The organism is Deltaproteobacteria bacterium, from assembly GCA_016875395.1.
In the GTDB taxonomy this organism is placed as follows: domain Bacteria; phylum Myxococcota_A; class UBA9160; order UBA9160; family UBA6930; genus VGRF01.
Genome location: VGRF01000007.1, coordinates 74,946 through 99,413 on the forward strand (window position 1 = coordinate 74,946; position 24,468 = coordinate 99,413).

The window sequence follows — 24,468 nt, forward strand, 5'->3', positions numbered from 1 at the left end:
GGCCTCCACTCGAGTTGTTACGAAATCGGGCGACCGCGTCGCGCCCGCCCAAGTATCCGCGACCACCCTACACCCGCTCCGACGGCGCAAGGCAGCGATTCACACGGTGCACGTACGTCCCAGGTGCGCGATTTCGTGCACGTACGTCCCATGTGCGCGTTTTCGTGCACGTACGTCCCAGGTGCGCGCGGTGCGCAGGATGCCCGCCGCGAAGCTCGGGGGCCTCGATGGCCCCCGAGCTTCGCCATTCCCACGCAAAGCAAAGCTGTCGCGCCCGGGCGTCCACGATGCCCGCCGGCGCGAGTGGCGGGCGGGGCGGACGGGCGTCGGAGCGGAGCCCCGGGCCTTAGCGTCCAAACCGGCGCGCCTCGAACTCACTGCCAGTGGCGTGAGCGCGAAAGCACGCCCAGGTGCAGCGCGTTCGCGACACTCAACCCGGCGAACCAACCAAGCAAAGGGGCGGAGTCCCGACCCTCCGCCCCGCCCGCCACTCGCGCCGCCTCGATACTCTGAGTCCTCGCGCGGCGAGTCCGCGACGCCGCGCGATCCGATCTCTTACTCCGAAAGCTCCGCCGCACTAAACCCGTACGCCGCCGCCATCTCGCCGTCACGCCGCGCGATCAGCTTCCCGAGCCCCACCATTACCTTGCACTGCTTCACCGTCGCGTCGTCCTGCATCTTGCCTTCGATCATCACGGTGCCGGAGCCGTCGCCCATCGCGGCGATCACCTTCTTCGCCCACAGCACCTCGTCCGGCGGCGGGCTGAACACGCGGCGCGCGATCTCGATCTGGCCGGGGTGCAGCGACCACGCGCCGACGCAGCCCATCAGGAACGCGTTGCGGAATTGGTCCTCGCACGCGACGGAGTCGGCGATGTCGCCGAAGGGGCCGTAGAACGGCAGGATGCCCGTCGCGACGCACGCATCGACCATGCGCGCCATCGTGTAGTGCCAGAGATCCTGCTGCGCCTTCGCGCGCGGCGCCTCGGGGTTGTTAGGGTTCGGATCCTCGCGCACGAGGTAGCCGGGATGGCCGCCGCCGACGCGCGTCGTCTTCATGCGCCGGGAGGCCGCGAGGTCCGCGGGGCCGAGACTCATGCCCTGCATGCGCGGCGACGCGAGCGCGATCTCCTCGACGTTGGCGACGCCGAGCGCGGTCTCGAGAATCGCGTGGATGAGAATCGGCCGCTTCAGCTGATGCTTCGCCTCGAGCTGCGCGAGCAGCTGATCGACGAAGTGGATGTCCCACGGTCCCTCGACCTTCGGGATCATCACCACGTCGAGCTTGTGCCCGGCTTCGCCGACGATCGTGAGCATGTCGTCGAGGAACCACGGCGAGTCGAGGCTGTTCACGCGCGACCAGAACTGCGTGTCACCGAAGTCCGTCGCTTGCGCGATCTTCACGAGGCCCTCGCGCGCGGCGAGCTTGTTCTTGGTCTCGATCGCGTCTTCGAGGTTCGCGAGCAGGATGTCGACCTTCTTAGCGATGTCCGGAACCTTCGACGCCATGCGCGGATTGCTCGGGTCGAAGAAGTGGATCATGCGCGACGGGCGTACCGGAATCTCGAGCAGCGGCTTCGGCGCTCCGATCGCGAGCGGCTTCGTGATGCTTCGGGGATTGCGCATGGGGACTCCTACCGGATTGAACTTCGCTCGGCTCCGAAGACTCCGCCTCGCTGCGCGCTTCGCTTGCGTCGCGTTGGAGCGGTGCAGATTAGGCGAGTGATTCCGCCGGGCTACGCCGTCGCAGGATCGCGGCGCGGCGGCGCGATCTCTTCCGCCGACGCCTTCTCACGGTCCCAGAGCTTCCTGCGCAGCCACGCGGCCGCGTCGTCGAGGCCGAGGTAGAAGACCGGCACGACCACGAGCGTGAGCACCGTCGACGAGATCATTCCCGCAACCGCGGCGACGGCCATCGGCGCGCGCGCCTCTGCGCCGGGCCCGATCCCGAGCGCGGCGGGCAGCGCGCCGAAGATCATCGCGATCGCGGTCATCAGCACGGGGCGCATGCGCACCGGCGCCGCGGTGCGGATCGCGGTGAGCTTGTCCATGCCGCGCCCGCGCAACTGATTGGCGTAGTCGACCAGCAGGATCGAGTTCTTGGTGACGAGCCCCATCAACAAGATGATGCCGATCAAGCTGAACAAGTTGAGCGTCATGCCTGGCTTGTGCATGACGCCGAGCTCGTGGAGCGTGTCGAAGAACTCGAGGCCGCCGAGCGCGCCGACCATCGCGAGCGGCAGCGCGAGCATCACCGTGAGCGGATGCACGAGGCTCTCGAACTGCGCCGCGAGCACCATGTAGATCACGAGGATGCCGAGGCCGAGCGCGAAGCCGAGCTGGCTCATGCTCTTCACCATCTCCTCGGTGCCACCGGCCGGGAGCATCTTCACGCTCTCGGGGAGGATCTCCGCCGCGAGCGCGTTCGCGTCGGCGATGGCTTGCTGCAAGTCCTTGCCATCGAGGTTCGCCGAGATCGTCACCGCGCGTTGCTGATTCACGCGCGAGATCGCGCTCGGCGCGGCGCCGCGCTCGACGCGCACGAGGTTGCGCAGCTCGACCGTGTCGCCTTGCCGCGTGCGCACGTAGAGGCCGAGAATCGCCTCGGGGTCCATGCGGTCCTCGGCTTCGAGGCGCACGCGCACGTCGTAGCGGTTGCCGCCCTCGTTGAACGTGGCGACGTCCATGCCGCCGATCATCGCGTTCACCGTGGTCGCGAGCTGATCCGCGTCGACGCCGAGCGCCGCAGCCTTCTCGCGATCGGGAATCACGCGCACCTCGGGGCGCCCGAGCTTGAGGCTCTGATCGAGGTCGACGAAGCCGCCTTTCGCGCGCAGCCCCTCGACGAAGCGATCGCCGAGCGCCGCGAGCTCGTGAATGCCGAGGTTGCCCTGCAGCTCGACTTCGAACTCGCCGCGATCCGACGACATCATCATGCCCGACATGTCGCTGATGCGGACGACCTCGCCGGGAATCTTGCCGAGCTTTTCGCGCGCCTCGGGCACGATGTCGCTCACGCGGCGGTCGCGCTCCTTCAGGTTCTTGAGCATCACGAACATGATCCCGCGCGTGGGGTCGGCGCCGCCGTCGGGACCTGAGAAGCCGACGCCCGCGAACACGCCTGCGACTTCGGGCAGGCTGAGGATGATCTCCTCGTTCTGCTTCATCAGCTCGAGCGCGGCCTGCGGCGACGTGCCGGGCGGCGTCTCCATCGAGACGAACATGCGCCCGACATCCTCCGGCGGGAACATCTCGCCGCCGAGGTTGTTAGCCATCACGCAAGAGAGCGGCAGACTCAGGAGAGCAACCACCACCGTCTTGACGCGGTGCTGGAGCGTCCACTCGAGCACGCGCTTGTAGCGCGCCTCGAGCGCGACGAACCAGCGCTCGAACACGTTGTAGATGCTGCCGTGCTCGCGCTCCTTCGGTGCGGGAATGCGCGCCGCGAGCATCGGCGTGAGCGTGAGCGCCACCACGAGCGAGAGCAGCACGGCGATCGCGACGGTCGCGCCGAACTCGCCGAGGAAGTTCCCGATCATGCCGTCGACGAACACGACGGGGATGAACACTGCGGCCACCGAGATCGTCGCGGCGGTCGCCGCGAACGCGATCTCGCGCGCGCCCTTCGAGGCCGCCTCGCGCGGGGCTTCACCGTTCTCGCGGTGCCGCTCGATGTTTTCGAGCACGACGATCGCGTCGTCGATCACGACGCCGACCGCGAGCGTGAGCCCGAGCAGCGTCATGGTGTTCAGCGTGTAGTCGAACATCCACATGAAGCCGAACGTGGTGATGAGCGAGATCGGGATCGCGAGGCCGACGACGAGCGTCGGCCGGAAGCGGCGCAGGAAGACGAGCACGGTGAGCGTCGCGAGCAGCGCGCCGAACCAGAGCGAGAAGATCGCCTCTTCGACCGACTCCTTGATCGAGCGCGAGAAGTCCGCGACTCCGTCGCCGAACTTGAACTTCATGTCCCCGGGCATGAGCGGTTCCATCTCGCGCATGCGGCGCAGGATCTCTTCGACGATCGCGACGGTGTTGCCGTCGGACTGCTTGATCACGCCGATGCCGACCGCGGGCTTGCCGTCGTAGCGCGCGAACGAGCGCTGATCTTCGGAGCCGTCCTCCACGCGCGCGACGTCGCCGAGGCGCACGGGCGCGCCGTCCACGTACGCGATCACCATCTGCGCGAGCTCGCCGACCGACGCGTACTCGGCGTCGGTCTTCACCGTGAACTCGATGTTCTTGCCTTCGACGATGCCGCCTGGGCGCTCGACGTGCTCGCGGCGAATCGCGCTGATCACGTCCACCGCAGCGAGGCCGCGCGCGCGCAGCGCTTCGCCGTCCACCCAGATGCGCATCTGGCGCTCTTCTCGCCCGAAGATCTCGATGCCGGCGACTCCGCTCACCGTCTCGACGCGCGGCTTGATGAAGTCCTTGACGTACTCGCTGGCCTCGACGGCGGGGCGCTCCGTCATGATCGGCGCCCACATCACGGGGAAGCCCGACACGTCGAGCTTCTGGACGATCGGCGGCTCGACTTCCTTCGGCAGATCGAAGCGCGCGCGATCCACGCGATCGCGCACGTCCTGCGCCGCGCGATCGAGATCCTCGCCGATCTCGAACTCGATCGAGATCGAGGTCTGCCCCTGCTTCGACTTCGACGTGAGCTTCTTCACGCCCTCGATCGTGTTGAGCTGCTCCTCGAGCAGCTCCGTCACGTCCTCTTCCATCACCTCGGGGCTCGCGCCCTCCATGATCGCGAGCACGTTGATGCGCGGGATCTCCATCTTCGGGTACTGGTCGACGCCGAGGCGGCCGAAGCCGAGCACGCCGAAGACGACGAGAGATAGTGTCAGCATCCACGTGAGCACGGGACGCTGGATGAACGTGTCGATCCAATTCATCAGCGTGCGCTCCCGGCAGCCGCGGCGTCGCGCGCGATGCTCGCGCCGGGCGGATTGTTAGGGGCCGGCGCCTGCTGCCTGCGCGTGACCGCCGCACCGTCCACGAGGCCGGCCTGGCCGGCGATCACCACCTGGTCCTCGCCGGAGACTCCTTCGACGATTTCGATGCGGCCCTCGCGCTGCACGCCCGTCTTCACTACGACGCGCTTAGCGCGGTCGTCGGGGCCCACGATGAACAGCACCTCGCCGTCGGCGCGCTGCAGCACCGCCTCCGCGGGCACGAGCACGACGTTGCTGCGTTTCGCGACGCCGAGGTCCGTGCGCGCGAAGAGGCCCGGGCGCAGGCGGCCGTCCGCGTTCGGGATGCGCGCCTTCACGCGCATCGTGCGCGTGCGCGGATCGATCACCGGCGAGATCGCGTGCACCTCGCCCGCGAAGCGTTCGCCCGGATACGGCTCGACGGACACGCTCACGGGCTGACCGACGGCGACGCGCGCGGTGTCGCGCTCGGCGACGGCGAACTCCACCTCGATCGGATCGAGCGCGACGACCTCGAGCAGTTGCTGGCCGGGGCGCACGTAGTCGCCGCGCGAGATCTCGCGCTTCGCGACGAGGCCCGCGAACGGCGCGCGGACGCTCGCGTCCCGTAACAACTTCTCGGCCACGCCGCGCGCCGCGGCCGCGCTGTCGCGCCGCGCCTGCGCGCGCGAGAGCTCGGTGCCGCGCAGGTCGAGCACCGAGTCCGACGCGATGCCCTGGTCGTGCAGCGCCTTCGCGCGCTCGTACTCGCGCTGCGCCACCTCGTAGGCGGCGTCCGCGTCGCGCGACTGCGCGCGCGCCGAGTCGGCATCGAGCTTGCGCTTCTCGGGGTCGATCGTGAGGAGCACGCTGCCGGACTGCACGCGCGCGCCTTCGTCCACGAGCACGTCGGTCACGCGGCCGTCCACCTCGGCGGCGATCAGCGCGCGATCGGGCGCGGCGAGCTCGCCGGTGCCCTCGATCTGCTCGACGAGATCGCCGACCTGCGCGGGCTCGACGATCACCGGCGTCGCGAGCGTGGCCACGGCCTGCTCCTCGCCACCGCAGGCGGCGAGCGCGAGCAAGCTGGTGAGGGCGAGCAGTGTGCGGCGGGTCATGGCTTCTCTCCTGCGGTGCAGGTCGCGGCGTCGTCGGGCGAGACGAGTCCGCGCAGCAGCGCGTCGATCGCGTCTTCGTTCAGCGTCTTGCCCCACGCGTAGTCGGGGCGCGAAATGCGGCTCCACACGAGGCCCTGACAGAGCACCGAGAGCGCCTGGCCGGCGGTCTGCATTTCGCCGGTGCGCAGGCGACCCGTTTCCCAGAGCGCGCGGAACGTCTCCTCGAGGAACTTGCGGGCTTCTTCGCTCGAGGTCGGTGGCTTCTGATCTCCGGCGCGCGGCGTGAACAGTACCCGGAAGTGCTCGGGATTCTTCAGGCCGAACTTCACGAACGCGATCGCGAGGCCGCGGATGTTCGCGACGGGGTCGTCGCCACGCGGCACGCGGCGCAGCTGCGCCATCAGCTTCGCGAAGCGCTCGTCGATCAGCGCGTCGAGCAGGCCGTCCTTGTCGCCGAAGTAGTGGTAGATGGAAGGGGCCGCGTAGCCGCAGCGCTCGACCAGGCGCCGGATCGAGAACGCGTCGAAGCCCTCTTCGAGCAACAGCTTGGCGGTCGCGTCCAGAATCGTGCGGCGCGCGGAGTCGCGCTGCGCCTCGCGGCGCTGCTCGTGGGTCTCGGAAGACATCGGGGAGGGTTCTCGCGGCGTCTCGCTAACGCCGTGTAGGAGGATGAACGGCGTTCAGGTTAGTTAACGCCGTTACAACGGCAAGCCGCGGGCTGAGACTGAGGGGTGGCCATCCGTCCCAGGCACGGATGGCCACGGTTGCTTCAGTCCGGGCGCGGGATGGCCATCCGTGCCTGGCACCGATGGCCAACGCCAGCGGCGGCTCAGAACTCGCAGTAACCCGGTACGCGCGGGAACGGGATCACGTCGCGGATGTTGGCCATGCCGGTGGCGTATTGGACGAGCCGCTCGAAGCCGAGGCCGAAGCCGGCGTGCGGGACCGAGCCGAAGCGCCGCAGCTCGAGATACCACCACAGCTCTTCGCTGCTGACGCCCATCGCGGCAATGCGCGCGCGCAGGCGGTCCTCGCGATGCTCGCGCTGCGAGCCGCCCACGATCTCGCCGATGCCGGGCGCGAGCACGTCCATCGCGCGCACGGTCTTCCCGTCGTCGTTCTGGAACATGTAGAACGCCTTGATCGCAGCGGGGTAGTCCGTAACGACAAGCGGCCGCTTCACGTGCTCCTCGCACAGCCAGCGCTCGTGCTCGCTCTGCAAGTCGATGCCCCAGCGCACGGGGAACTCGAACGCGCGCCCGCTGCGCTCCAGCGCGAGGATCGCCTCCGTGTACGTCATGCGAGCGAACGGCTTGCTGACGACGTGCTCGAGGTTCTGCACCACGCCCTTCTGGATGCGCTCGTCGAAGAAGCGCATGTCTTCGGCGCCGCGCTCGAGCACGCGCTTCAGCACGAACTTCAGGAATTCCTCGGCGAGCGCCGCGTTCCCGTCGAGGTCGCAAAAGGCCATCTCGGGCTCGACCATCCAGAACTCCGCGAGATGGCGGCTCGTGTTCGAGTTCTCGGCGCGGAAGGTCGGCCCAAACGTGTAGATGTCGCGCAGCGCGAGCGCGCCGATCTCGCCTTCGAGCTGGCCCGAGACAGTCAGGCGCGCGGTGCGGCCGAAAAACTCCTGCGAGCCCGCGATCTCGAACATCTCGCCCGCGCCCTCGGCGTCGGCGGCCGTGAGAATCGGCGTGTGCAGCCACACGAAGCCGCGCTCTTGAAAGAAGTCGTGGATCGCGCGCGAGGCCTCGTTGCGCACGCGCAGCACCGCGCCGAGCGTGTTCGTGCGCGGGCGCAGGTGCGCGATCGTGCGCAGGTACTCGAACGAGTGCCGCTTCTTCTGCAGCGGGTAGTCGGCCGGCGCGTCGCCGACCACCTCGATCGCGGTCGCGCGCAGCTCCACGCGCTGACCCTGCGCGGGCGAGGCGACGAGCTCGCCCTCCGCGCTGATCGCGGCGCCGGTGCCGAGCGCCTTCAGCTCGCGCTCGTAGTTCGCGAGCTCGGGCGCCACGACGACCTGCAGGCCCGCCATGCACGAGCCGTCCGAGAGGTCGAAGAACGAGACGCCCTTCGAGTGGCGCGCGGATCGGAGCCAGCCCTGCACACGCACGCGCGAGCCCACTGCCCCGTCGCCAAGGATGTCTCGAACGCGCGCGCTGCTCATGTCCGGCCTCCCGACGCGGGCGGGAGATAGCAAGCACGCTCGGCCCGGCCGGCGGAAGCAAGAACCACGCGCGCGTGGCGCGGGCTCGTTGTTAGGAACTCTCGAGCGCTACGCGCTCTTGTAGATGTCCATGATGTCGTGAAGCAGCGCGATTCCGTCGGCCTTCGCGCGCTGGAACGAGTTGCGGCCCACGATCGAGCCGAAGCCGCCGCCGTCCGCGATGCCGCGGATCTCGTTCAGCACTTCGTCGCGGCCCTTCGCTTCACCGCCGGAGAAGATCACGATGCGGCGGCCGTTGAACGCGCTCTGCACGACGTGGCGGATGCGATCCGCGAGCGTCGCCACCGGAATCTTCTCGCTCTCGTACACCTTGCGCGCGGCGTCCTGCTCGATGTGCTCGGTCGGCGGCTTCACCTTGATGAAGTGCGCGCCGAGCTGCGCCGCGATCTGCGCGGCGTAAGCGACGACGTCGATCGCCGTCTCGCCCTTCTTCGAGATGCCCGAGCCGCGCGGGTACGACCACACCACGACCGCGAGGCCCTTGCGCTTCGCCTCTTCCGAGAGCGCGCGAATCTGCGCGTACATCGTGTCGCGCGCAGCCGAGGCGGGGTAGATCGTGAAGCCGATCGCGGAGCAGCCGAGGCGCAGCGCGTCGTCGACGCTGCCCGTGATCGCGGGGCACGGATCGCTCCCGCCGTAGAGCGAGTCCGAGTTGTTGAGCTTCAGGATGGTGGGGATGTCGCCCGCGAACTCGGCGGCCCCGGCCTCGAGGAAGCCGAGCGGCGCGGCGTAGGCGTTGCAGCCCGCCGCGATCGCGAGCTCGAAGTGGTAGCGGGGGTCGTAGCCGGCGGGGTTCTTCGCGAACGAGCGCGCGGGCCCGTGCTCGAAGCCTTGGTCGACGGGCAGGATCACGAGCTTGCCCGTTCCGCCGAGCCGCCCGTGGTTCAGCATGCGCGCGATGTTCGCCAGCGTGCCGGGCGAGTCGCTCGAGTACCAAGACAAGATCTCTTTGACGCGCTTGCTCATGACCGACCGAACCTCCGTCGAAATTGACGCCCACCCTCATCGGACGGGCGGCGTTTTAGCCGGGCGAATATCCGTCCGCATCGGGCGCTCGAACTGCGCGTGAGTGTCCGTGGCGCCGGAAAAGGGGGAGCTTACGATGCCGCGCGCTTCGCGCAATCACGCGCGCTGCCAAGAAATGTCGCCAGGAGAGTCGGAGTGACGAATTCGCGCAGGTCGGTGTTGGTGCTTGCTCTCGCGTTGCCGCTGCTCTGCCTCGCCCCGAGCGACGCACGCGCCCAGAGCGCAGGAGCCAAACCCGTGGTCGTACTGACGACGACGCTCGGCGAGATCGAGATCGAGCTCGACGAGGCGAAAGCCCCCATCACCGTAAAGAACTTCCTCGCCTACGTGGACGAGGGCTTCTACGACGGGACGATTTTCCACCGCGTGATCCGCGACTTCATGATCCAAGGCGGCGGCTTCACGCCGCAGATGTCGCAGAAGAAGACGAAGGCGAACATCCAGAACGAGGCGGCGAACGGCCTCAAGAACGTGAAGGGCTCGCTCGCGATGGCCCGCACCAGCGCGCCGCACAGCGCGTCGTCGCAGTTCTTCATCAACCACAAAGACAACGCGTTCCTCGATTACCCGGGCCAAGACGGCTGGGGCTACGCGGTGTTCGGCCGCGTGACGAAGGGCATCGAGGTGGTCGACAAGATCGCCGCCGTGCAGACCGGCGTGAAGGCGGGCATGAGCGACGTGCCCACGCAGACGGTCGCGATCGTGAGCGCGCGCAGGAAGAAGTGAGGCGCGACGTCGTCGCTCGGGGTCAGACCCCGAGCGCGACAGCGAGCTGAAACGAGAACGCCCCGGAGCCTCGCAGCTCCGGGGCGTTCGTGTTTGCGGAGATGCGCGCGCTCGCGCGCGGCGTCTCAGCGGACGCGCATTACATGTCCATGTCGCCCATGCCCGGCATGCCGCCCGGCATGCCGCCACCGCCGCCCGCCGGGGCCTTCTTCTCGGGCTTCTCGGCGATCATCGCCTCGGTCGTCAGCAAGAGGCCGCTGACGCTCGCGGCGTTCTGCAGCGCGGAGCGCACGACCTTGGTCGGGTCGATCACGCCGGCCTTCACGAGATCTTCGTAGGTCTCGGTGCGCGCGTTGAAGCCGAAGTTGCCCTTCCCGTTCTTCACGCGGTCGACCACGATCGAGCCCTCGACGCCCGCGTTCTCCGCGATGCGGCGCAGCGGCTCTTCGACGGCGCGGCGGATGATCGAGACGCCCGCCTTCTGATCCTCGGCGAGATCCTTCTCGAGTCCCTCGAGCGCAGCCTGCGCGCGCAGCAGCGCGACGCCGCCGCCGGGCACGATGCCTTCTTCCACCGCAGCGCGGGTCGCGTGGAGTGCGTCCTCGACGCGCGCCTTCTTCTCCTTCATCTCGGTCTCGGTCGCGGCGCCGACCTTCACCACCGCTACGCCACCCGCGAGCTTCGCGAGCCGCTCTTGCAGCTTCTCGCGGTCGTAGTCGCTCGTGGTCTTGTCGATCTGGCTGCGGATCTCGGCGATGCGGCCCTCGATCGCCTTCTTCGCGCCCGCGCCGTCGACGATCGTGGTGTTGTCCTTGTCGACCACCACCTTCTTGGCGCGGCCGAGGTCCTTCATCGTGACGTTCTCGAGCTTGAGCCCGAGCTCTTCGCTGATTACCTGGCCGCCGGTGAGGATCGCCATGTCCTGCAGCATGGCCTTGCGGCGATCGCCGAAGCCGGGCGCCTTCACCGCGCACACGTTCAGCGTGCCGCGGATCTTGTTCACGACGAGCGTCGCGAGCGCTTCGCCCTCGACCTCTTCCGCAACGATCACGAGCGGCTTGCCGCCGCGCGCGACCTGCTCGAGCACCGGGAGCAGGTCCTTCATCGCGCTGATCTTCTTCTCGCTGAGGAGAAGGAGCGCGTCTTCGAGCGAAGCCTCCATCGAGTCGGGGTTCGTCACGAAGTACGGCGAGATGTAGCCGCGGTCGAACTGCATGCCCTCGACCACGTCGAGGGTCGAGTCCATCGACTTCGCCTCTTCGACGGTGATCACGCCTTCCTTGCCGACCTTCTCCATCGCCTCGGCGAGCATCTTGCCGATCGCCTCGTCGCCGTTCGCGGAGACGGTGCCGACCTTCTCGATCTCCCCGCTGTCGCGCGTGGGCTTGCTGAGCTTCTTCAGCTCCTCGGCGATGGTCTCGACGGCCTTGTCGATCCCGCGCTTCAGGTCCATCGGGTTGACGCCCGCCGCGACGAGCTTGCTGCCCTCGCGGAAGATCGCCTGCGCGAGCACGGTGGCGGTGGTGGTGCCGTCGCCCGCGATGTCGGAGGTCTTCGAGGCGACCTCCTTCACCATCTGCGCGCCCATGTTCTCGAACTTGTCCTCGAAGGAGATTTCCTTCGCGACCGTGACGCCGTCCTTCGTGACCGTCGGCGAGCCCCAGCTCTTCTCGATCACGACGTTGCGGCCCTTCGGGCCGAGCGTCACGCGCACTGCGTTCGCGAGCCCGTTCACGCCCGCGAGAATCTTGTCGCGCGCGGCCTGCTCGTAGCGAATTTCCTTGCCTGCCATGTTCGTTCTCTCCTGGTTCCGGAATTACTTGCCGAGCACCGCGAGGACGTCTTCCTCGCGGATGATCAGGTGCTCTTCGCCGTCGAGGGTGATCTCGCTGCCCGAGTACTTGCCGAACAGGATGCGATCGCCGACGGCGACCTCGAGCGGGATCAGCTTGCCCTCGTCCGTGACCTTGCCGTTCCCGACGGCGATCACGCGCCCCTCTTGGGGCTTCTCCTTGGCGGTGTCGGGGATGATGATTCCGCCCGACGTCTTCTGTTCCTCGTCGACCCGCTTGATCAGAATGCGGTCGTGGAGGGGACGAACCTTCATGGAGCCTCCTGCGGTGGTTGCGTTGAGCTGAGCGCGCCGCCCGAAACCGAGAAGTCCACTCGGACTTGGCAGTCGAGGGGCGCGAGTGCCAAAACGGCGGCGGCACCTTGGGGACGAGGCGGGGAGAGGTCAAGCGCAGCGAGAGAGAAAAATCGCTCGCAGCGCAACTTTGCACGGTCTGACCCCGCGGCTCAGCCCCGGAGCAGCTTCGCGAGCCGCCGGGCCGCCTCGATGGCTTGGTCGGGCGGCACCACCGTGAAGCACAGGCGAATCCACGTGCCGTAGGCCTCGCCCGCGCTGCTGCCTGGCGCCACGACGACGCCCGCGCCGAACGCGTCTTCGAGGAAGCCGTGCAGTCCTCGCGCGTCCAGGCGATGCGCGGCGTTGGCGAAGAGGAAGCAGCCGCCCGCCGGCGCAGGCACCCCGAGCTCCGCGGCAACGGCCGCGCCCGCGCGTTCGTACTGGGCACGCGCGTTCGCGACCCAGGCGGCGCCGCCCTCGAGCGCGCGCAGGCCGGCGAGCTGCGCCGCGGTCGGGGCGTGGTAGGCGCTGTGCACCGAGACCTTGTGCGCCTCGGCGATCGACTCGGCCGGGCCGACCAGATAGCCGGCGCGGTTTCCCGCCATCCCGTACGCCTTCGAGAACGAGAACGCGGTGATCGTCCGCTCCGGTGCGAAGCGCGCAGTCGAGACGTGCTCCCCCTGGTAGACGTAGTCCTCGTAGACCTCGTCCGAGAGCAGCCACAAGTCGCGCCGGCGCGCCCAGGCCGCGATCGCCTCGAGCCATTCGCCCGGGAGCACGCGGCCGGTCGGGTTCGAGGGCGTCGCGAAGTAGAGGGCCACCGTGCGCGGGGTGAGCTTCGCTTCGAGCGCGGCGATGGCGTCCGCGATCGAGTGCACGCGATCGAAGAACGGCACCTCCACCGGGACCGCCCTGAGCGAGCGCGTGATGCCGCGAATCAGCGGCCAGAACGGAGCGAGGATCAGCACCTCCTCGCCCGGATCCGCGAGCGCGGAGATGGCGCAGGAGAGGCCCGAGGTCGCGCCCGCTGTCACCAGCACGTTCGAGCGCTCGCACGAAAGGCGATTGCGTTCGCGTACTTTCAGGGCGATCGCATCGAGCAGCGCCGGGATGCCGCGCGTCTCGACATAGCGGTGCATGCCTGGGTGGTCGCGCTCGGAGAGATCCTCCATGCGCGCGCCGGCGAACGGCTCCATCCAGGTGTCGCCGACGTGCAGCGCGATCACGGGCCGCGCCGTCTTCGTGAGATCGAAGGGCGTGTAGACCGCGCCGGGCATGGCGGCGACCGCGGCGGCGGCCCGCTGAACGGACGGCTTCGGCATCGCCTACTCCGCGACCACGGGCGACGATGGCAGGCCCTGCTCGAACAGCGTCCGGAGCAGCGCGCCGATCTTCCGCGGCGCGAAACGCTCGCTCGACGCCTCGATCTCTTCGAGCCGCCACCAGCGGTACGCCTCGATCTCGCGCCGTTCCGCCTCGGTGGGAATCGCGGCGGCGCTCGGCTCGAAGCGCGGCGTCGGCGTCCAGAAGTAGGTCTCGCGCTGCACGAAGGGCGGCTCCGCCCACGGGATGGGCACCGAGCGCGTCCACACCGCGGGCCCGATCGTCGCGCTCGCGAGCCCGGTCTCCTCCGCCACCTCACGCACCGCTGCCTCGCGCTCGCTCTCGCCCGCCTCGATCCCGCCGCCGGGGGTGATCCAGTACGCGCGCCCGATCGCGTGCGCGAAGTAACGCACGAGCAGGATCTCGCGCTCGGGCGTCACCAGCAGCGCGCGCGCGGTGCTGCGAACTCGGGTGATCTCCATCGTGGCAAGGATGCCCAAACGAGAGACTCGAAGGCAGACCCACCTCCGAGGCCACCGCAAGATCTCCGCTCGGCTCCGAGGGCTCCGCCTCGCTGCGCGCTTCGCTTGCCGTGGCACACTCGCACGCCTCGCAAAGGAGAACGCGGCCATGGCCTTCACGACGCTCGACATCAAGCGCGACGGTCCCGTCACCTGGTGCACGCTGAACCGTCCCGACTCGCTGAACGCGCTCTCGCGCCAGCTCGTCGAGGACCTGCACGGCTTCTACGACGAGCTCGCGCGCGACACCGAGACGCGCGTCGTCGTGCTGCGCGGCGCTGGGCGCGCGTTCTGCGCCGGGCTCGACCTGAAGGAGAGCGGCCAGCCGGGCGAGCGCGGCGACATCGGCGCGCAGCTGCGCGGCCAGCACCGCATCGCGGAGCTCTCGATCAAGATGCGCCGGCTCGCGCAGGTGTTCATCGCGCTGGTGCACGGCCCCGCCTGCGGCGGCGGCTTCATGCTCGCGCTCGCCTCGGACATCCGAATCGCCGGCGAGTCGACGCGCATGAACGCAGCCTTCATCAAGCTCGGTCTCTCGGGCTGCGACGTCGGCGTCTCCTACCTGCTGCCGCGCCTCACCAACGCTTCGGTCGCTTCCGAGCTGATCCTCACCGGCCGCTTCATCCAAGCCGATCGCGCGCGCGAGCTCGGCCTCGTCTCGCAGGTGGTCCCCGACGACCAGCTCGAATCGACGGGGCGGCTCCTGATCGAGGACCTGCTGCTCACCTCTCCGCTCGGCCTGCGCCTCAGCAAGGAGGCCCTCAACGCGAGCCTCGACATGAACAGCATCGAGTCCGTCGTCTCGATGGAGGACCGCAACCAGATCCTGTGCGCCCAGAGCAGCGACTTCCGCGAGGGCATCCGCGCATTCCTCGAGAAGCGCAAGCCGGTGTGGGGCAAGAAGGCGTAACGCGCGGTCGTCGCGTGACGTAGCTCTCAAGCCCGCGGGGCTGGGGGGGGGACGATTCCCAGGAGCGGCGGGCGATCATTCTGGCCGGGCCGAAATGCTCGGGTTGGAACGGCCCCGCAGAGTGCAGGGTCTGACCCAGGAAGGGCTCAGGAGCTTCGGATGCGTTCGTTCGCGATCGCGGTGGTGATGACGGGACTCGTGGCAGGTGCGGGCTATCTGCTCGCGCCGGCGCCGCGCGCAGCCTCGGTGCCCGCCGCCGATTTCGACGCGCGCGTTCCCGACGCCGACGCGCCGCTGCCGGATCCGAGCCTGCTCGCCGCGGCGGACGAGGCTCCGTCGCGAAGTGACGCCGCGAAGCCGAGCGCTGCGGCGCGCACCTACTACCAATGGACCGACGAGCGCGGCGTCGTGCGCTTCGCGCAGTCGCTCGACGCCGTGCCCGCTCAGTGGCGCGAGCGCGCGGGCAAGATCGAGGTCGACGCGGGCGCATACCTCCCGCAGCCCACGCGCGCTCCGGCACGCGGGCGCAGCGCGCCGCCTGCCGCGATCTCGGGCGCGGAGAGGGGCTCGCGCTTCGCGGACGTCACGGTCTACACCGCGCCCTGGTGCGGCTGGTGCCGCAAGACGCTCGCGTGGCTCGACGAGCGCGACATCGACTACACGAACAAGGACATCGACGCGGACGCGGACTACGCCGCGGAGCTGCAGGAGAAGACCGGCGGTCGCTCGATCCCGCTCGTCGAGATCGATGGCACGATGATTCGCGGATACAACCCGCACGAGATGGCCGCGCTGCTCGAGTAGTCGCCTAACAATTCCGCGCGGCTACGTTGCGCCGCGCTTCCCCTCGAGAGGAATCGCTTTGCAGATCGGGGCCGGGGACCGCTTCGTCGTCGAAGGCGGCCGCAGCGTCGGCGGCGTGATCACACCCGCGGGCAACAAGAACGAAGCGCTGCCCGTGCTCGCGGCGGCGCTGCTCGCCCCGGGCACGTCGCGCATCGGCAACCTCCCGCGCATCCGCGACGTCTCGACGCAGCTGGAGATTCTCGGCGAGCTCGGCGTGCGCGCCGTGCGCGATCCCGAAACGTACGAGACCGTGCTTGACACGAGCGACCTCGGCGCGCGCGACGCGAGCACCGAGCTCGCGCGCACGATCCGCGGCTCCTTCCTGCTCGCGCCGGGCCTCCTGCACCGCACGCGCCGCGCCGTGCTGCCGCGCCCCGGTGGCGACCGCATCGGCCGCCGCCGCGTCGACACGCACCTGACGGCGCTGCGCATGCTCGGCGCCGAGATCGAGACGCGCGAGCGCCACTACCACCTCTCGCTCGCAGGCCGCTTCCGCGGCGCGGACATCTTCCTCGACGAAGCCAGCGTGATGGCGACCGAGAACGCCGTGATGGCCGCGAGCGTCGCCGAAGGCGCGACGCGCATCGCGAACGCCGCCTGCGAGCCTCACGTGCGCGGGCTCTGCAACTACCTCGTCGCGATGGGCGCGCAGATCCGCGGCATCGGTACCAACGTGCTCGAGATCGAGGGCGTGCCGGAGCTGCGGCCCGCGCGCCACCGCGTCGGCCCCGACCACATCGAGCTCGGCTCGTTCGTCGCGATCGCCGCGATGACCGGCGGCGAGCTCACCGTGAACGGCGTCGTCGCGGACGACCTGCGCATGATCCGCATGGTGTTCCGCCGCCTCGGCGTCGAGACGCGCCTCGGGAACGGCGCGCTGTTCGTGCCCGCGAAGCAAGAGCTCGTCGTCCAGGACGACCTCGACGGCGCGATCCCGAAGGTCGACGACGCGCCGTGGCCGGGCTTTCCGAGCGATCTCACCTCGATCGCGCTCGTACTCGCGACGCAGTCGCGCGGCACGGTGCTGATCCACGAGAAGATGTTCGAGAACCGCCTCTTCTTCGTGGACCGCCTGATCGCGATGGGCGCGCGCATCGTGCTGTGCGACCCGCACCGCGCACTCGTGACGGGCCCCGCGCGCCTGTACGGCGAGACGATCACGTCGCCCGACATCCGCGCCGGCATGGCGCTGATCGCCGCCGCAATCTGCGCCGAAGGCCGCAGCGTGATCATGAACGCGCATCAGGTGGATCGGGGGTATGAGAGGGTCGACGAGCGCTTGCAGCGGCTTGGCGCGTCGATTTCGAGGAGTTAGGGGCGCGGGGGGGGGGGTGCGGGGCGCTGAGGTGTTAGGCGCGCTCGGCACCGAGGGGCGCGTTTTTCCTTGTTTACTTCGCATTCGCCTCCGAGGACTCCGGCGAATGCTGCGCGCTTCGCTTGCGGCCTCGGCCGACATGCTTGGGAGCGGCGTTCGTCTTCGAGGATGTTCGGGCGTTCTCTCGGCGCGTCAGCCTTGGTTGCCTTGCCTACTCGAGCAGCCAATCGCGCAGGGTGCTGATTTCTCGTTCCGACAGGTTTGCTCTCTCGCGGGCGAAGGCTGCGGCTCCGCCGTGGTTGGCTTCGAGGTGATCGAGCGCTTCCTCCATCGCTTCGCGGCGCGAGGAGAGAACGTGCGCGGCGCGTTCGGGATCGATGCCGCGTTCGGCGAACCATTGGTCCGCGGCGGGGATGCGGTTGCCGGTGTAGAGGGCGGTGAGGGAGTAGTCGCCGACCACCACGTCGCGCGGAACGCCTAACAAGAGCAGCAGCAGCGCGGAGATCACGCCCGTGCGGTCCTTGCCCGCGGTGCAGTGGAAGACGGCCGGCGCCGGCGCGGCCGCGAGCTCCTTCAACACCGCGCCGACTTTGTGCGGGCGTTCGTCGAGCGTGCGCAGGTAGCCGCGCACGAGCCAGCTCGCGTCGATCTCGCCGAACTCGCCGGCCTCGAAGCGGCGCGCCCACTCGCGCGGCGTGAGGCCCTCGTCCCCCGTGGGCCGGCGCAGGTACGTGAAGCCGGCGCGGCCGGCGAGGCGATTCGGGTACTCGCGCACTTCTTCGTCGCCGCGCAGATCGATCACGCGGGAGAGGCCGAGGCGCTCGAGGTACGCGATATCGGCGTCGGTGAGGTCCGCGAGCGAGTCCGCGCGGAAGACTTGACCCCATCGCACACGGCGGCCATCGCGCGTGGGGTAGCCGCCGAGGTCGCGGAAGTTGCGCGGGCCCGCGAGCGGCAGCTTGCGCTCGGAAATCTCGATGCGGCGCCCCGCCTCGTCTTCGAGCGCGAGCACGTGGCGGAAGCGCGCGTCGAACGGACCGAGCACGGCGTGCGCACCTTCGCGAATCACCGCGACCGTGCGCTCGCCGGCGCGCACCGTGAGCGGCGCAGCGACAGGCCGCGCGAGGTGCAGCACGAGCGCATCGCCGTCGCGTTCGAGGTGCCACTCGCTGCGCGTCGCATCGAGGAATTGCTTCGCCATGCGCGCAGGTTCGCGCGGCGCGCACTGCTTCGCTCGGACCCTGCGCCCAGGTTCTCGCGAAACTCGGGCCGCGCTCGTACTGTGCTTCGCCCCATGAGCTCGCTGCGCAACATCGTGATCGTCGGCGCTTCGCTCGGCGGCCTGCGCGCGGCGCAGGCGCTGCGGCGGCTCGGCTACGACGGGCGGCTCGTCGCGCTCGGCGACGAGCGGCACCTGCCCTACGACCGCCCGCCGCTGTCGAAGGAGCTGCTCGCGGGGAAGTGGGACGCGCCGCGCACGCACTTGTTACGGCCGGAGGACGACGCGCTCGGGGTGGAGTGGAAGCTCGGCCACGCGGCGAGCGCACTCGATCTCGCCGCGCGCGAGGTCGTGCTCGCCTCGGGCGAGCGCGTCGCGTACGACGCGCTCGTGATCGCGACGGGCTCCGGGGCGCGGCGCATCCCGAACACGCCCGCGCTCGCGGGCATTCACGTGCTGCGCACGCTCGACCACGCGCTCGCGCTGCGCGCCGAGCTGGAGCGCGCGCCGCGCGTCGCGGTGATCGGCGCGGGCTTCATCGGCATGGAAGTCGCCGCGACCTGCCGCGCGCGCGGGCTCGAGGTGTCGGTGATCGAAGCGCTGCCCGCACCGCTCGAGCGCGGGCTCGGCCGCGAGCTCGGCGCGTACGTGGGCGAGGTGCACCGCGCGAACGGCGTCGACCTGCGCTGCGGCATCGGCGTCGCGCGTTTCCTCGGCAGCGAGCGCGTCGCGGGCCTCGAGCTCGCGGACGGCTCGCGCGTGGCGGCGGACGTCGTGCTCGTCGGCATCGGCTCGGTCCCCAACACCTCGTGGCTCGCGAGCTCGGGCCTCGAGCTCGCGGATGGCGTTGTGTGCGACGCCGCGTGTCGCACGACGCGCGCGAAGAACGTCGTCGCGGTGGGCGACGTCGCGCGCTGGCCCAACGCGCTGTTCGGCGGCGAGAGCATGCGCATTGAGCACTGGACCAACGCGACCGAGCAGGCCGACCACGCCGCCGCCGCGCTGCTCGCGGGCGACGCGGAAGTCGCGCCGTTCGCGCCAGTGCCGTTCGTGTGGTCCGACCAGTTCGACTGCAAGATCCAGATCGCGGGCCGCATCGCGCCTGGCGACGAAGCGAGGCTCGTCGACGGCTCGCTCAGCGAGCGCAAGTTCGTGATGGCTTTCGGAAGCAAAGGCCGCCTCACCGGCGTGATCGGCATCAGCCGCCCGCGCGTGGTGCTGAAGCTGCGCGGCCAGATTCGCGAGCTCCGCGCGTTCGCGGATGCCAGCGCGGCGGGCTGAAGCCTCAAGCGCCTGCTTCGCGCGGTCGATTCGCTCAGCGGAGGGCGCGGCCGTGATTCTCACCAACACCGAAGAAGTCCCCGGCAAGCAGATCCGAGAGTTCTACGGCGTCGTGAGCGGCAGCACCGTGCGCGCCAAGCACTTCGGCAAGGACTTTCTCGCGGGCCTGAAGAACATCGTGGGCGGCGAGCTCACGGGTTACACCGAGCTGCTGAACGAGGCGCGCAAGGAAGCCATGTCGCGCATGGTCGAGGAGGCGCGCGGCCTCGGTGCGAACGCCGTCGTGAACGTGCGCTTCGCGACGAGCTCGGTGGCGCAGGGCGCGGCCGAAATCTTCGCGTACGGCACCGCCGTGCGCGTCGACTGACGCGCTCGCCGCATGGAGCTGATCATCATGCTCGTGCTGCTCGTGGTGGGCTTCACCTCGGGCAAGATCATCGAGCACCTGCACTACGAGGACCTCGCGAAGCGCGAGCGGCGGCTGCGGCGCGTCCCCGCGCTCACGACGAGCCGCATCCCCGCCGACTGGCGGGTCGAAGACGCGATGCTGCTCACGGGCACGGTCGTCATCTCACTCGACTACTGGAAGCGCTTCGCCGCCGGCTTCCGCCAGTTCTTCGGCGGCAACGTGCGCTCCTACGAAACGCTCTTCGAGCGCTCGCGGCGCGAAGCGATGCTGCGCCTCAAGGAAGCCGCCGCGGCGAAGGGCTGCGACGCGCTCGTGGGCGTGCGCCTCGAATCTGCCGAGCTCGCGAACATGGGGAGCAACGGCAAAGGCACCGCGGGCGTCGAGCTGATGGCGGTGGGAACGGCGCTGCGCACGAAGCGCTGAGCCGATGCCCGAGCTGCCGGAAGACCCCACTTCGGGGGGCGCAACCGTGCTTGCCCGTGAAATACGTAGACGATCACCCCTAACGTGAGTGCGATTCGCGGTGCGTTGACCACGAACGCAGAGGCCACGCGATGGAAGATCGTAAGCGGGTGCTGTCCAAGCTCGACCTGTTCGCGGGGCTCAGCGATCGCGAGCTCTCCGAGGTCGCGCTGATCACGCGCAGGAAGTCGCTGCACGACGGCGACTTGTTATTCCACAAGGGCGACGAAGGCGGCGATCTGTACGTCATCGTCAGCTGGCGCCTGAAAGCGTTCGCGACGGGCCCCGGCGGCGACGAGATCCTCTTCCGCTTCATGGGCCCCGGCGAAGTCACCGGTGACCTCGGCGCGTTCGCGGAAGGCAAGCGCACCGCCAGCAACATGGCGGTCGGTGACTGCGAGCTGCTGATGATTCACCGCCGAGAGCTCGTGCCGCTGCTGCGCCGCATGCCGGACATCGCGGTCCGCCTCGTGGCGGCGCTCGCGACGCGCATGATCAAGCTCTCCGAGGCGCTCGAGGACAACAACTTCCGCTCCGTGAACCAGCGCCTCGCGAAGTGCCTGCTCCTCTACGCCGACCGCTGGGGCAAGCCCGTTCCGGGCGGCGTCGAGATCGACCTGCGCCTCTCCCAAAGCGAGCTCGGAGACCTCGTCGGCGCCACGCGCGAGAGCGTGAACAAGGCGATCCGCGACTGGAGGAACGCCGGCGCGCTCGACATGCACGAGCGCACGGTCACGATCCGGAATCGCGCGGTGCTGGAGAAGCTGATCGAAGTGGAGTGAGCGCTGGCATCAGCCTACGCACTCACTCGCGCCGCTCCCCCCAGCGATTCCAGTACGTCACCTCGCGCGCCGGCTTCCTCGCCGCCGGCTTCAGCACCGCGCCCTGCATGTAGCCGACGGGCAAAAGCACGGTCTGCGTGACGCCGCTCGGAATGCCGAGCGCAGCGGCGGCTTCTTCTTCGTGCGCCGTGAGCAGCGTCGTCCAGGTCGCGCCGAGGCCGCGGGCGCGCAGCGCGACCATCAGCGACCACGCCGCGGGAAGGACGGACGCGAAGAACGCGACCTGCATGGCGCGGTTGTCAGGGTCCGGCACGCCCTCGCTGCACACGAGGATGAGCGCGGGCATCTCGTGCAGGCGCTCGGCGAGCTCGTTCACGCTGGGCTTTTGCGCGGCCTCACTGCGCGTGGTGCGGAAGCGCGCGAGCGCGCGGCGATAGAGCTCGGCGACGGCGAGCTTCGGCGCGGGGTCGGTCATCACGAGAAAGCGCCACGCCTCGGCGTTCGCGCCCGTGGGCGCCTGCACCGCGACGTCGATCGCGGCTTCGAGCACTTCGGGCTCGACCGGGCGCTGCCAGTCGATCTTTCGCCGGATCGAGCGCGTGGTGGAGAGCGCGAGATCGACTGCGGCTCTGCTCGCGTCATCCATTCGATTCGGTCCTCTCGTTGCGGTCGGCCACGATCTGGCGATGCAGCGCGGCGAAACCGAGCGTCGCGGTCGCGCTGAGCGCTGCGGCGAGGATCATCATCCAGCCGCCGATCGCCGGCAGCGCGGGCAGCGAGATGCCGCCAGGCAGCTCGCTCGCGCTCACGCCCGCGTAGAGCGCGATGCCGACGAACGGCGCGATCGCCCCGCGCAGGCCGGTGAGCGTGGCGTGGAGGCCCATGTACGCGCCGGCGCGCTCCGGCTTCGCGAAGTCGTTGTGGCCGATGTTCCACGCGAGCGTGCCGCCGCCCCGCGCGATGCCGAGGATGATGCGACCCACGGCGACCCACGCGAGCGAGCCGAGCAGCGCGCCGATGCCCGTCGCGGCCTGCGAGGCCCCCCACAGCCAGCTGTGCTTCGCACGGAACTCCGCGACGTGCATGCGGTCCACGAGCGCGGCCCAAAGCGGCAGTAACAACACCCCGAGGCCGACGGGAATCGCGGTGACCAGCGCGACGCTCGTGGCGGTGCTCGCGGCGAGCTCGCGCGAGACGAGCACCACGACCGCAGGCTCGATCATCATGTTCGAAGCGCCGAGGATCGACTGCCACACGAGGTAGCGCGCGTAGTGCGGGTCCTCGCGCAGCACCGCGAACACGGAGCCGCGCGGGCCGCGCTCGCGATGCGAGCCGAGCGGCGGCGCGCTGCGCACTTCCTCGCCGCGCATCGCGATGCCGGAGAACGCGAGCGCGCCGGCGCCGCCGAGCAGCGCGCCCAACAAGTACGGCTCGCGGAACGAGAGCCCGCTGCGGTCGAGCCACTCGCCGGCGGCGAGCGCCGCGAGCGCGAGCACGCCTTGCCCGAGGAAGGTGAGCCGTGCGGTGACGCGCGCGCGCACGCCACCGTCGTAGTTCTGCGTCCAAATCACGCTGCGCAGCGTGACGATGCCGCCGCGCACGATGTGCGTGGCGATCAGCGCCGCGATGAACAGCTGCCCGCCGGCGCTCGTCGCCGGAATCAGCGCGATCGCCGCGCACAGCGCCGCCACGGCGAACTGGAGCGCGTTGATGAGCGGCACTTTGCGCGTGCGCTCGCCGAGCCACGCCCAGCCCGCGCTCGCGAGATTCCCGAACAGCTGCGACGCGCTGATCAGCGCGATGCCGAACGGGCCGAGGTGAAAGACCTTGTCCGCGACGACGCCGACGAAGCCGCCTTCGAGCAGCGCATAACAAGCGGGCAGCAGCGCCTCCGCGCCGAGCTCGCGGCGGTAGCTCGCGAGCGAGAACGCGGAGATGTCGGGCCTGCGCAGCCAGCCGTTCGCCACGCTCCGAGGCTATCCGCCGACTGCGAAGAAATCTCTTCTCCGGCGAGCACTTAGGCCGCGCGATCACATCGCCGCGAAAGTTCCTTGCGCGTTCGACCGAGCACTTAGGGGTACGCGGGAAGGAGATGCGTCATGCAGCTCGTCCTCGGACTCCGAAGCTGGCTCGGGCTCGCGCCCGCGAGCGGAGCCCCGCTGCCGGCGCCGCCTGAGCGCTTCCGGCTCAGCGAGCGCGCGAAGCGAATCCTTCGCCGCATCGTGTGGGCGATCGCGTTCGTGCTGCTCGGCGCGCTCGGAGCGCTGCACGGCGCGAGCGTCGCGATCGGCGCGGACGGCGTGAGCTCGCTCGCTGCCGGCGAGAGCGACGCGCAGGCGATCGCGCTGCCGAGCGGGCGCCGCGAGCGCGAGCTGCACGGCGAGTTCTGGCGCCCGGCCGGCTCGGACGCGGAGCGACCGCCCGCGAGGATCGGCCCGCGCGAGTGGCAGCCCGAGCCGCAGTAACAACTCGCCGCGCGTGAAGCGCGCCGGGGCTACAGCTCATAGGCGCGACTTCGCTCGCGCACGAACTTGGCGATGCGCGCTGCGGCCTCGGGTGCGCCCGGCGCGAACTTCACGCCCATGCCGAGCGGCGCATTCGGGCGCTGTAGGTTGCCCGGTACGTTTGCGAACACGACGCTCGCCGGAATCGCGATCGCTCCGTCGACGAACTCGATCGAGAGCGTGATGCGCCCGCCGGGCATGCCCGCGCGCTGTGTCTCGATGAACGCGCCGGTCGCGGAGAGGTTGGAGATCATCCCGGCCTTCTCGCCGGCGCCCGACTTCACGCGCACCACCACGTTTGCGGGCACGCGCGTCGCAGGGCGGTGCTGGCCGCGCGTCTCGTCATACAGCGCGGCGTTGAGCACGAAGCCCAGCTCCGCGTCGTTGAAGCCCTTCCACAAGCAGTACTTCACGCCGTCGCGCTTCAGTGCGGCGATCTCTGCGGGCTCGGGCTGCGCGCCCGACACGATCGCGCGCAGTCCGAGCGCGCCTGCGCGCTCCGACATCGTGCGCAGATCCTGCGCGCGGCTCTTGAACGGAGCGTTCGTGGCGAACATCAGCACGCGCACCGGCTGCAGTTGGCGACCGATCAGCTCGAGCGCGTCCTCGACCTCGGCCGCGCGCAGCGTGCGGTAGCCGAGCACGACGACCCGGCCCGCGAGCTCGTCGTGTGCCCGTCCGAATCCGAACAGCAGAATCTGGCTGCGCTCATTCCGCACGCGAGTTGCATCGGCAGGACGCCTTGC

23 protein-coding genes are annotated in these 24,468 nt (G+C 69.6%); 9 read left to right on the forward strand and 14 right to left on the reverse strand.

Features of this window, described 5'->3' with window-relative positions:
• Positions 1-555: 555 nt before the first annotated feature.
• The 6 genes from FJ091_07765 to FJ091_07790 form a co-directional block, all read right to left on the reverse strand.
• Positions 556-1,626 carry a CoA ester lyase gene (locus FJ091_07765; protein ID MBM4383254.1) on the reverse strand — a complete coding sequence of 357 codons (1,071 nt, stop codon included), beginning with the start codon at positions 1,624-1,626 and terminating at the stop codon, positions 556-558.
• A gap of 110 nt (positions 1,627-1,736) precedes the next feature.
• Positions 1,737-4,904, reverse strand: a complete 3,168-nt coding sequence (locus FJ091_07770; GenBank protein MBM4383255.1) for an efflux RND transporter permease subunit — start codon at positions 4,902-4,904, stop codon at positions 1,737-1,739.
• Positions 4,904-6,040, reverse strand: coding sequence for an efflux RND transporter periplasmic adaptor subunit (locus FJ091_07775; GenBank protein MBM4383256.1), 1,137 nt, complete (start codon positions 6,038-6,040; stop codon positions 4,904-4,906). The genes FJ091_07770 and FJ091_07775 overlap by 1 nt, the downstream gene beginning before the upstream one ends.
• Entirely contained in the window at positions 6,037-6,666 is a 630-nt protein-coding gene (locus FJ091_07780; GenBank protein MBM4383257.1) for a TetR/AcrR family transcriptional regulator, read from the reverse strand. The genes FJ091_07775 and FJ091_07780 overlap by 4 nt, the downstream gene beginning before the upstream one ends.
• 203 nt (positions 6,667-6,869) lie before the next feature.
• Positions 6,870-8,210 carry an asparagine--tRNA ligase gene (asnS, locus tag FJ091_07785; GenBank protein MBM4383258.1) on the reverse strand — a complete coding sequence of 447 codons (1,341 nt, stop codon included), beginning with the start codon at positions 8,208-8,210 and terminating at the stop codon, positions 6,870-6,872.
• 108 nt (positions 8,211-8,318) lie between these two features.
• On the reverse strand, positions 8,319-9,236 hold the full coding sequence (locus tag FJ091_07790) for a class I fructose-bisphosphate aldolase (GenBank protein MBM4383259.1): 918 nt from the start codon (positions 9,234-9,236) through the stop codon (positions 8,319-8,321).
• 297 nt (positions 9,237-9,533) lie between these two features.
• On the opposite strand from FJ091_07790, the gene FJ091_07795 reads away from it, so the two are divergent.
• Positions 9,534-10,022, forward strand: a complete 489-nt coding sequence (locus FJ091_07795; GenBank protein MBM4383260.1) for a peptidyl-prolyl cis-trans isomerase — start codon at positions 9,534-9,536, stop codon at positions 10,020-10,022.
• 139 nt (positions 10,023-10,161) lie between these two features.
• On the opposite strand, the gene groL is transcribed toward FJ091_07795, so the two are convergent.
• The 4 genes from groL to FJ091_07815 form a co-directional block, all read right to left on the reverse strand.
• Positions 10,162-11,814, reverse strand: coding sequence for a chaperonin GroEL (groL, locus tag FJ091_07800; protein ID MBM4383261.1), 1,653 nt, complete (start codon positions 11,812-11,814; stop codon positions 10,162-10,164).
• Positions 11,815-11,838: 24 nt separating this feature from the next.
• The gene (gene groES, locus FJ091_07805) at positions 11,839-12,129 is read right to left on the reverse strand and encodes a co-chaperone GroES (GenBank protein MBM4383262.1); all 291 of its coding nucleotides are present in this window, start codon (positions 12,127-12,129) and stop codon (positions 11,839-11,841) included.
• Between the two features lie 191 nt (positions 12,130-12,320).
• Positions 12,321-13,472: a pyridoxal phosphate-dependent aminotransferase gene (locus tag FJ091_07810; protein MBM4383263.1), complete on the reverse strand. Its 1,152-nt coding sequence runs from the start codon at positions 13,470-13,472 to the stop codon at positions 12,321-12,323.
• Positions 13,473-13,475: 3 nt separating this feature from the next.
• Positions 13,476-13,955, reverse strand: coding sequence for an NUDIX domain-containing protein (locus FJ091_07815; protein ID MBM4383264.1), 480 nt, complete (start codon positions 13,953-13,955; stop codon positions 13,476-13,478).
• 148 nt (positions 13,956-14,103) lie between these two features.
• Between FJ091_07815 and FJ091_07820 the strand changes: the two genes are divergently transcribed.
• From FJ091_07820 to murA, 3 genes are all read left to right on the forward strand, one after another.
• On the forward strand, positions 14,104-14,904 hold the full coding sequence (locus tag FJ091_07820; protein MBM4383265.1) for an enoyl-CoA hydratase/isomerase family protein: 801 nt from the start codon (positions 14,104-14,106) through the stop codon (positions 14,902-14,904).
• 159 nt (positions 14,905-15,063) lie between these two features.
• Positions 15,064-15,708 (forward strand): DUF4124 domain-containing protein, encoded by a 645-nt coding sequence (locus FJ091_07825; protein ID MBM4383266.1) that lies wholly within the window; start codon positions 15,064-15,066, stop codon positions 15,706-15,708.
• Between the two features lie 64 nt (positions 15,709-15,772).
• On the forward strand, positions 15,773-17,065 hold the full coding sequence (gene murA, locus FJ091_07830; protein MBM4383267.1) for a UDP-N-acetylglucosamine 1-carboxyvinyltransferase: 1,293 nt from the start codon (positions 15,773-15,775) through the stop codon (positions 17,063-17,065).
• Positions 17,066-17,276: 211 nt separating this feature from the next.
• On the opposite strand, the gene FJ091_07835 is transcribed toward murA, so the two are convergent.
• Complete coding sequence (locus FJ091_07835; GenBank protein ID MBM4383268.1) at positions 17,277-18,266, reverse strand: tyrosine-protein phosphatase; 990 nt, start codon at positions 18,264-18,266, stop codon at positions 17,277-17,279.
• Positions 18,267-18,368: 102 nt separating this feature from the next.
• On the opposite strand from FJ091_07835, the gene FJ091_07840 reads away from it, so the two are divergent.
• From FJ091_07840 to FJ091_07855, 4 genes are all read left to right on the forward strand, one after another.
• A complete protein-coding gene (locus FJ091_07840; GenBank protein MBM4383269.1) occupies positions 18,369-19,565 on the forward strand; it encodes an FAD-dependent oxidoreductase in 1,197 nt (398 codons plus the stop codon).
• 52 nt (positions 19,566-19,617) lie between these two features.
• Positions 19,618-19,932 (forward strand): YbjQ family protein, encoded by a 315-nt coding sequence (locus tag FJ091_07845; GenBank protein ID MBM4383270.1) that lies wholly within the window; start codon positions 19,618-19,620, stop codon positions 19,930-19,932.
• A 12-nt stretch (positions 19,933-19,944) separates the two neighbouring features.
• Complete coding sequence (locus FJ091_07850) at positions 19,945-20,397, forward strand: heavy metal-binding domain-containing protein (GenBank protein MBM4383271.1); 453 nt, start codon at positions 19,945-19,947, stop codon at positions 20,395-20,397.
• A gap of 131 nt (positions 20,398-20,528) precedes the next feature.
• Complete coding sequence (locus tag FJ091_07855) at positions 20,529-21,218, forward strand: Crp/Fnr family transcriptional regulator (GenBank protein ID MBM4383272.1); 690 nt, start codon at positions 20,529-20,531, stop codon at positions 21,216-21,218.
• Positions 21,219-21,240: 22 nt separating this feature from the next.
• Here the strand turns inward: FJ091_07855 and FJ091_07860 are convergent, their stop codons facing one another.
• The gene (locus FJ091_07860) at positions 21,241-21,864 is read right to left on the reverse strand and encodes a nitroreductase family protein (GenBank protein ID MBM4383273.1); all 624 of its coding nucleotides are present in this window, start codon (positions 21,862-21,864) and stop codon (positions 21,241-21,243) included.
• A complete protein-coding gene (locus FJ091_07865; GenBank protein MBM4383274.1) occupies positions 21,857-23,185 on the reverse strand; it encodes an MFS transporter in 1,329 nt (442 codons plus the stop codon). Before FJ091_07865 ends, FJ091_07860 begins: the two co-directional genes overlap by 8 nt.
• A 132-nt stretch (positions 23,186-23,317) precedes the next feature.
• Here FJ091_07865 and FJ091_07870 point away from each other — a divergent pair, with 132 nt between their 5' ends.
• On the forward strand, positions 23,318-23,683 hold the full coding sequence (locus FJ091_07870) for a hypothetical protein (GenBank protein ID MBM4383275.1): 366 nt from the start codon (positions 23,318-23,320) through the stop codon (positions 23,681-23,683).
• Positions 23,684-23,712: 29 nt separating this feature from the next.
• Here FJ091_07870 and FJ091_07875 read toward each other — a convergent pair whose 3' ends face one another.
• Positions 23,713-24,441, reverse strand: coding sequence for a PilZ domain-containing protein (locus FJ091_07875; GenBank protein MBM4383276.1), 729 nt, complete (start codon positions 24,439-24,441; stop codon positions 23,713-23,715).
• Positions 24,442-24,468 lie beyond the last annotated feature (27 nt).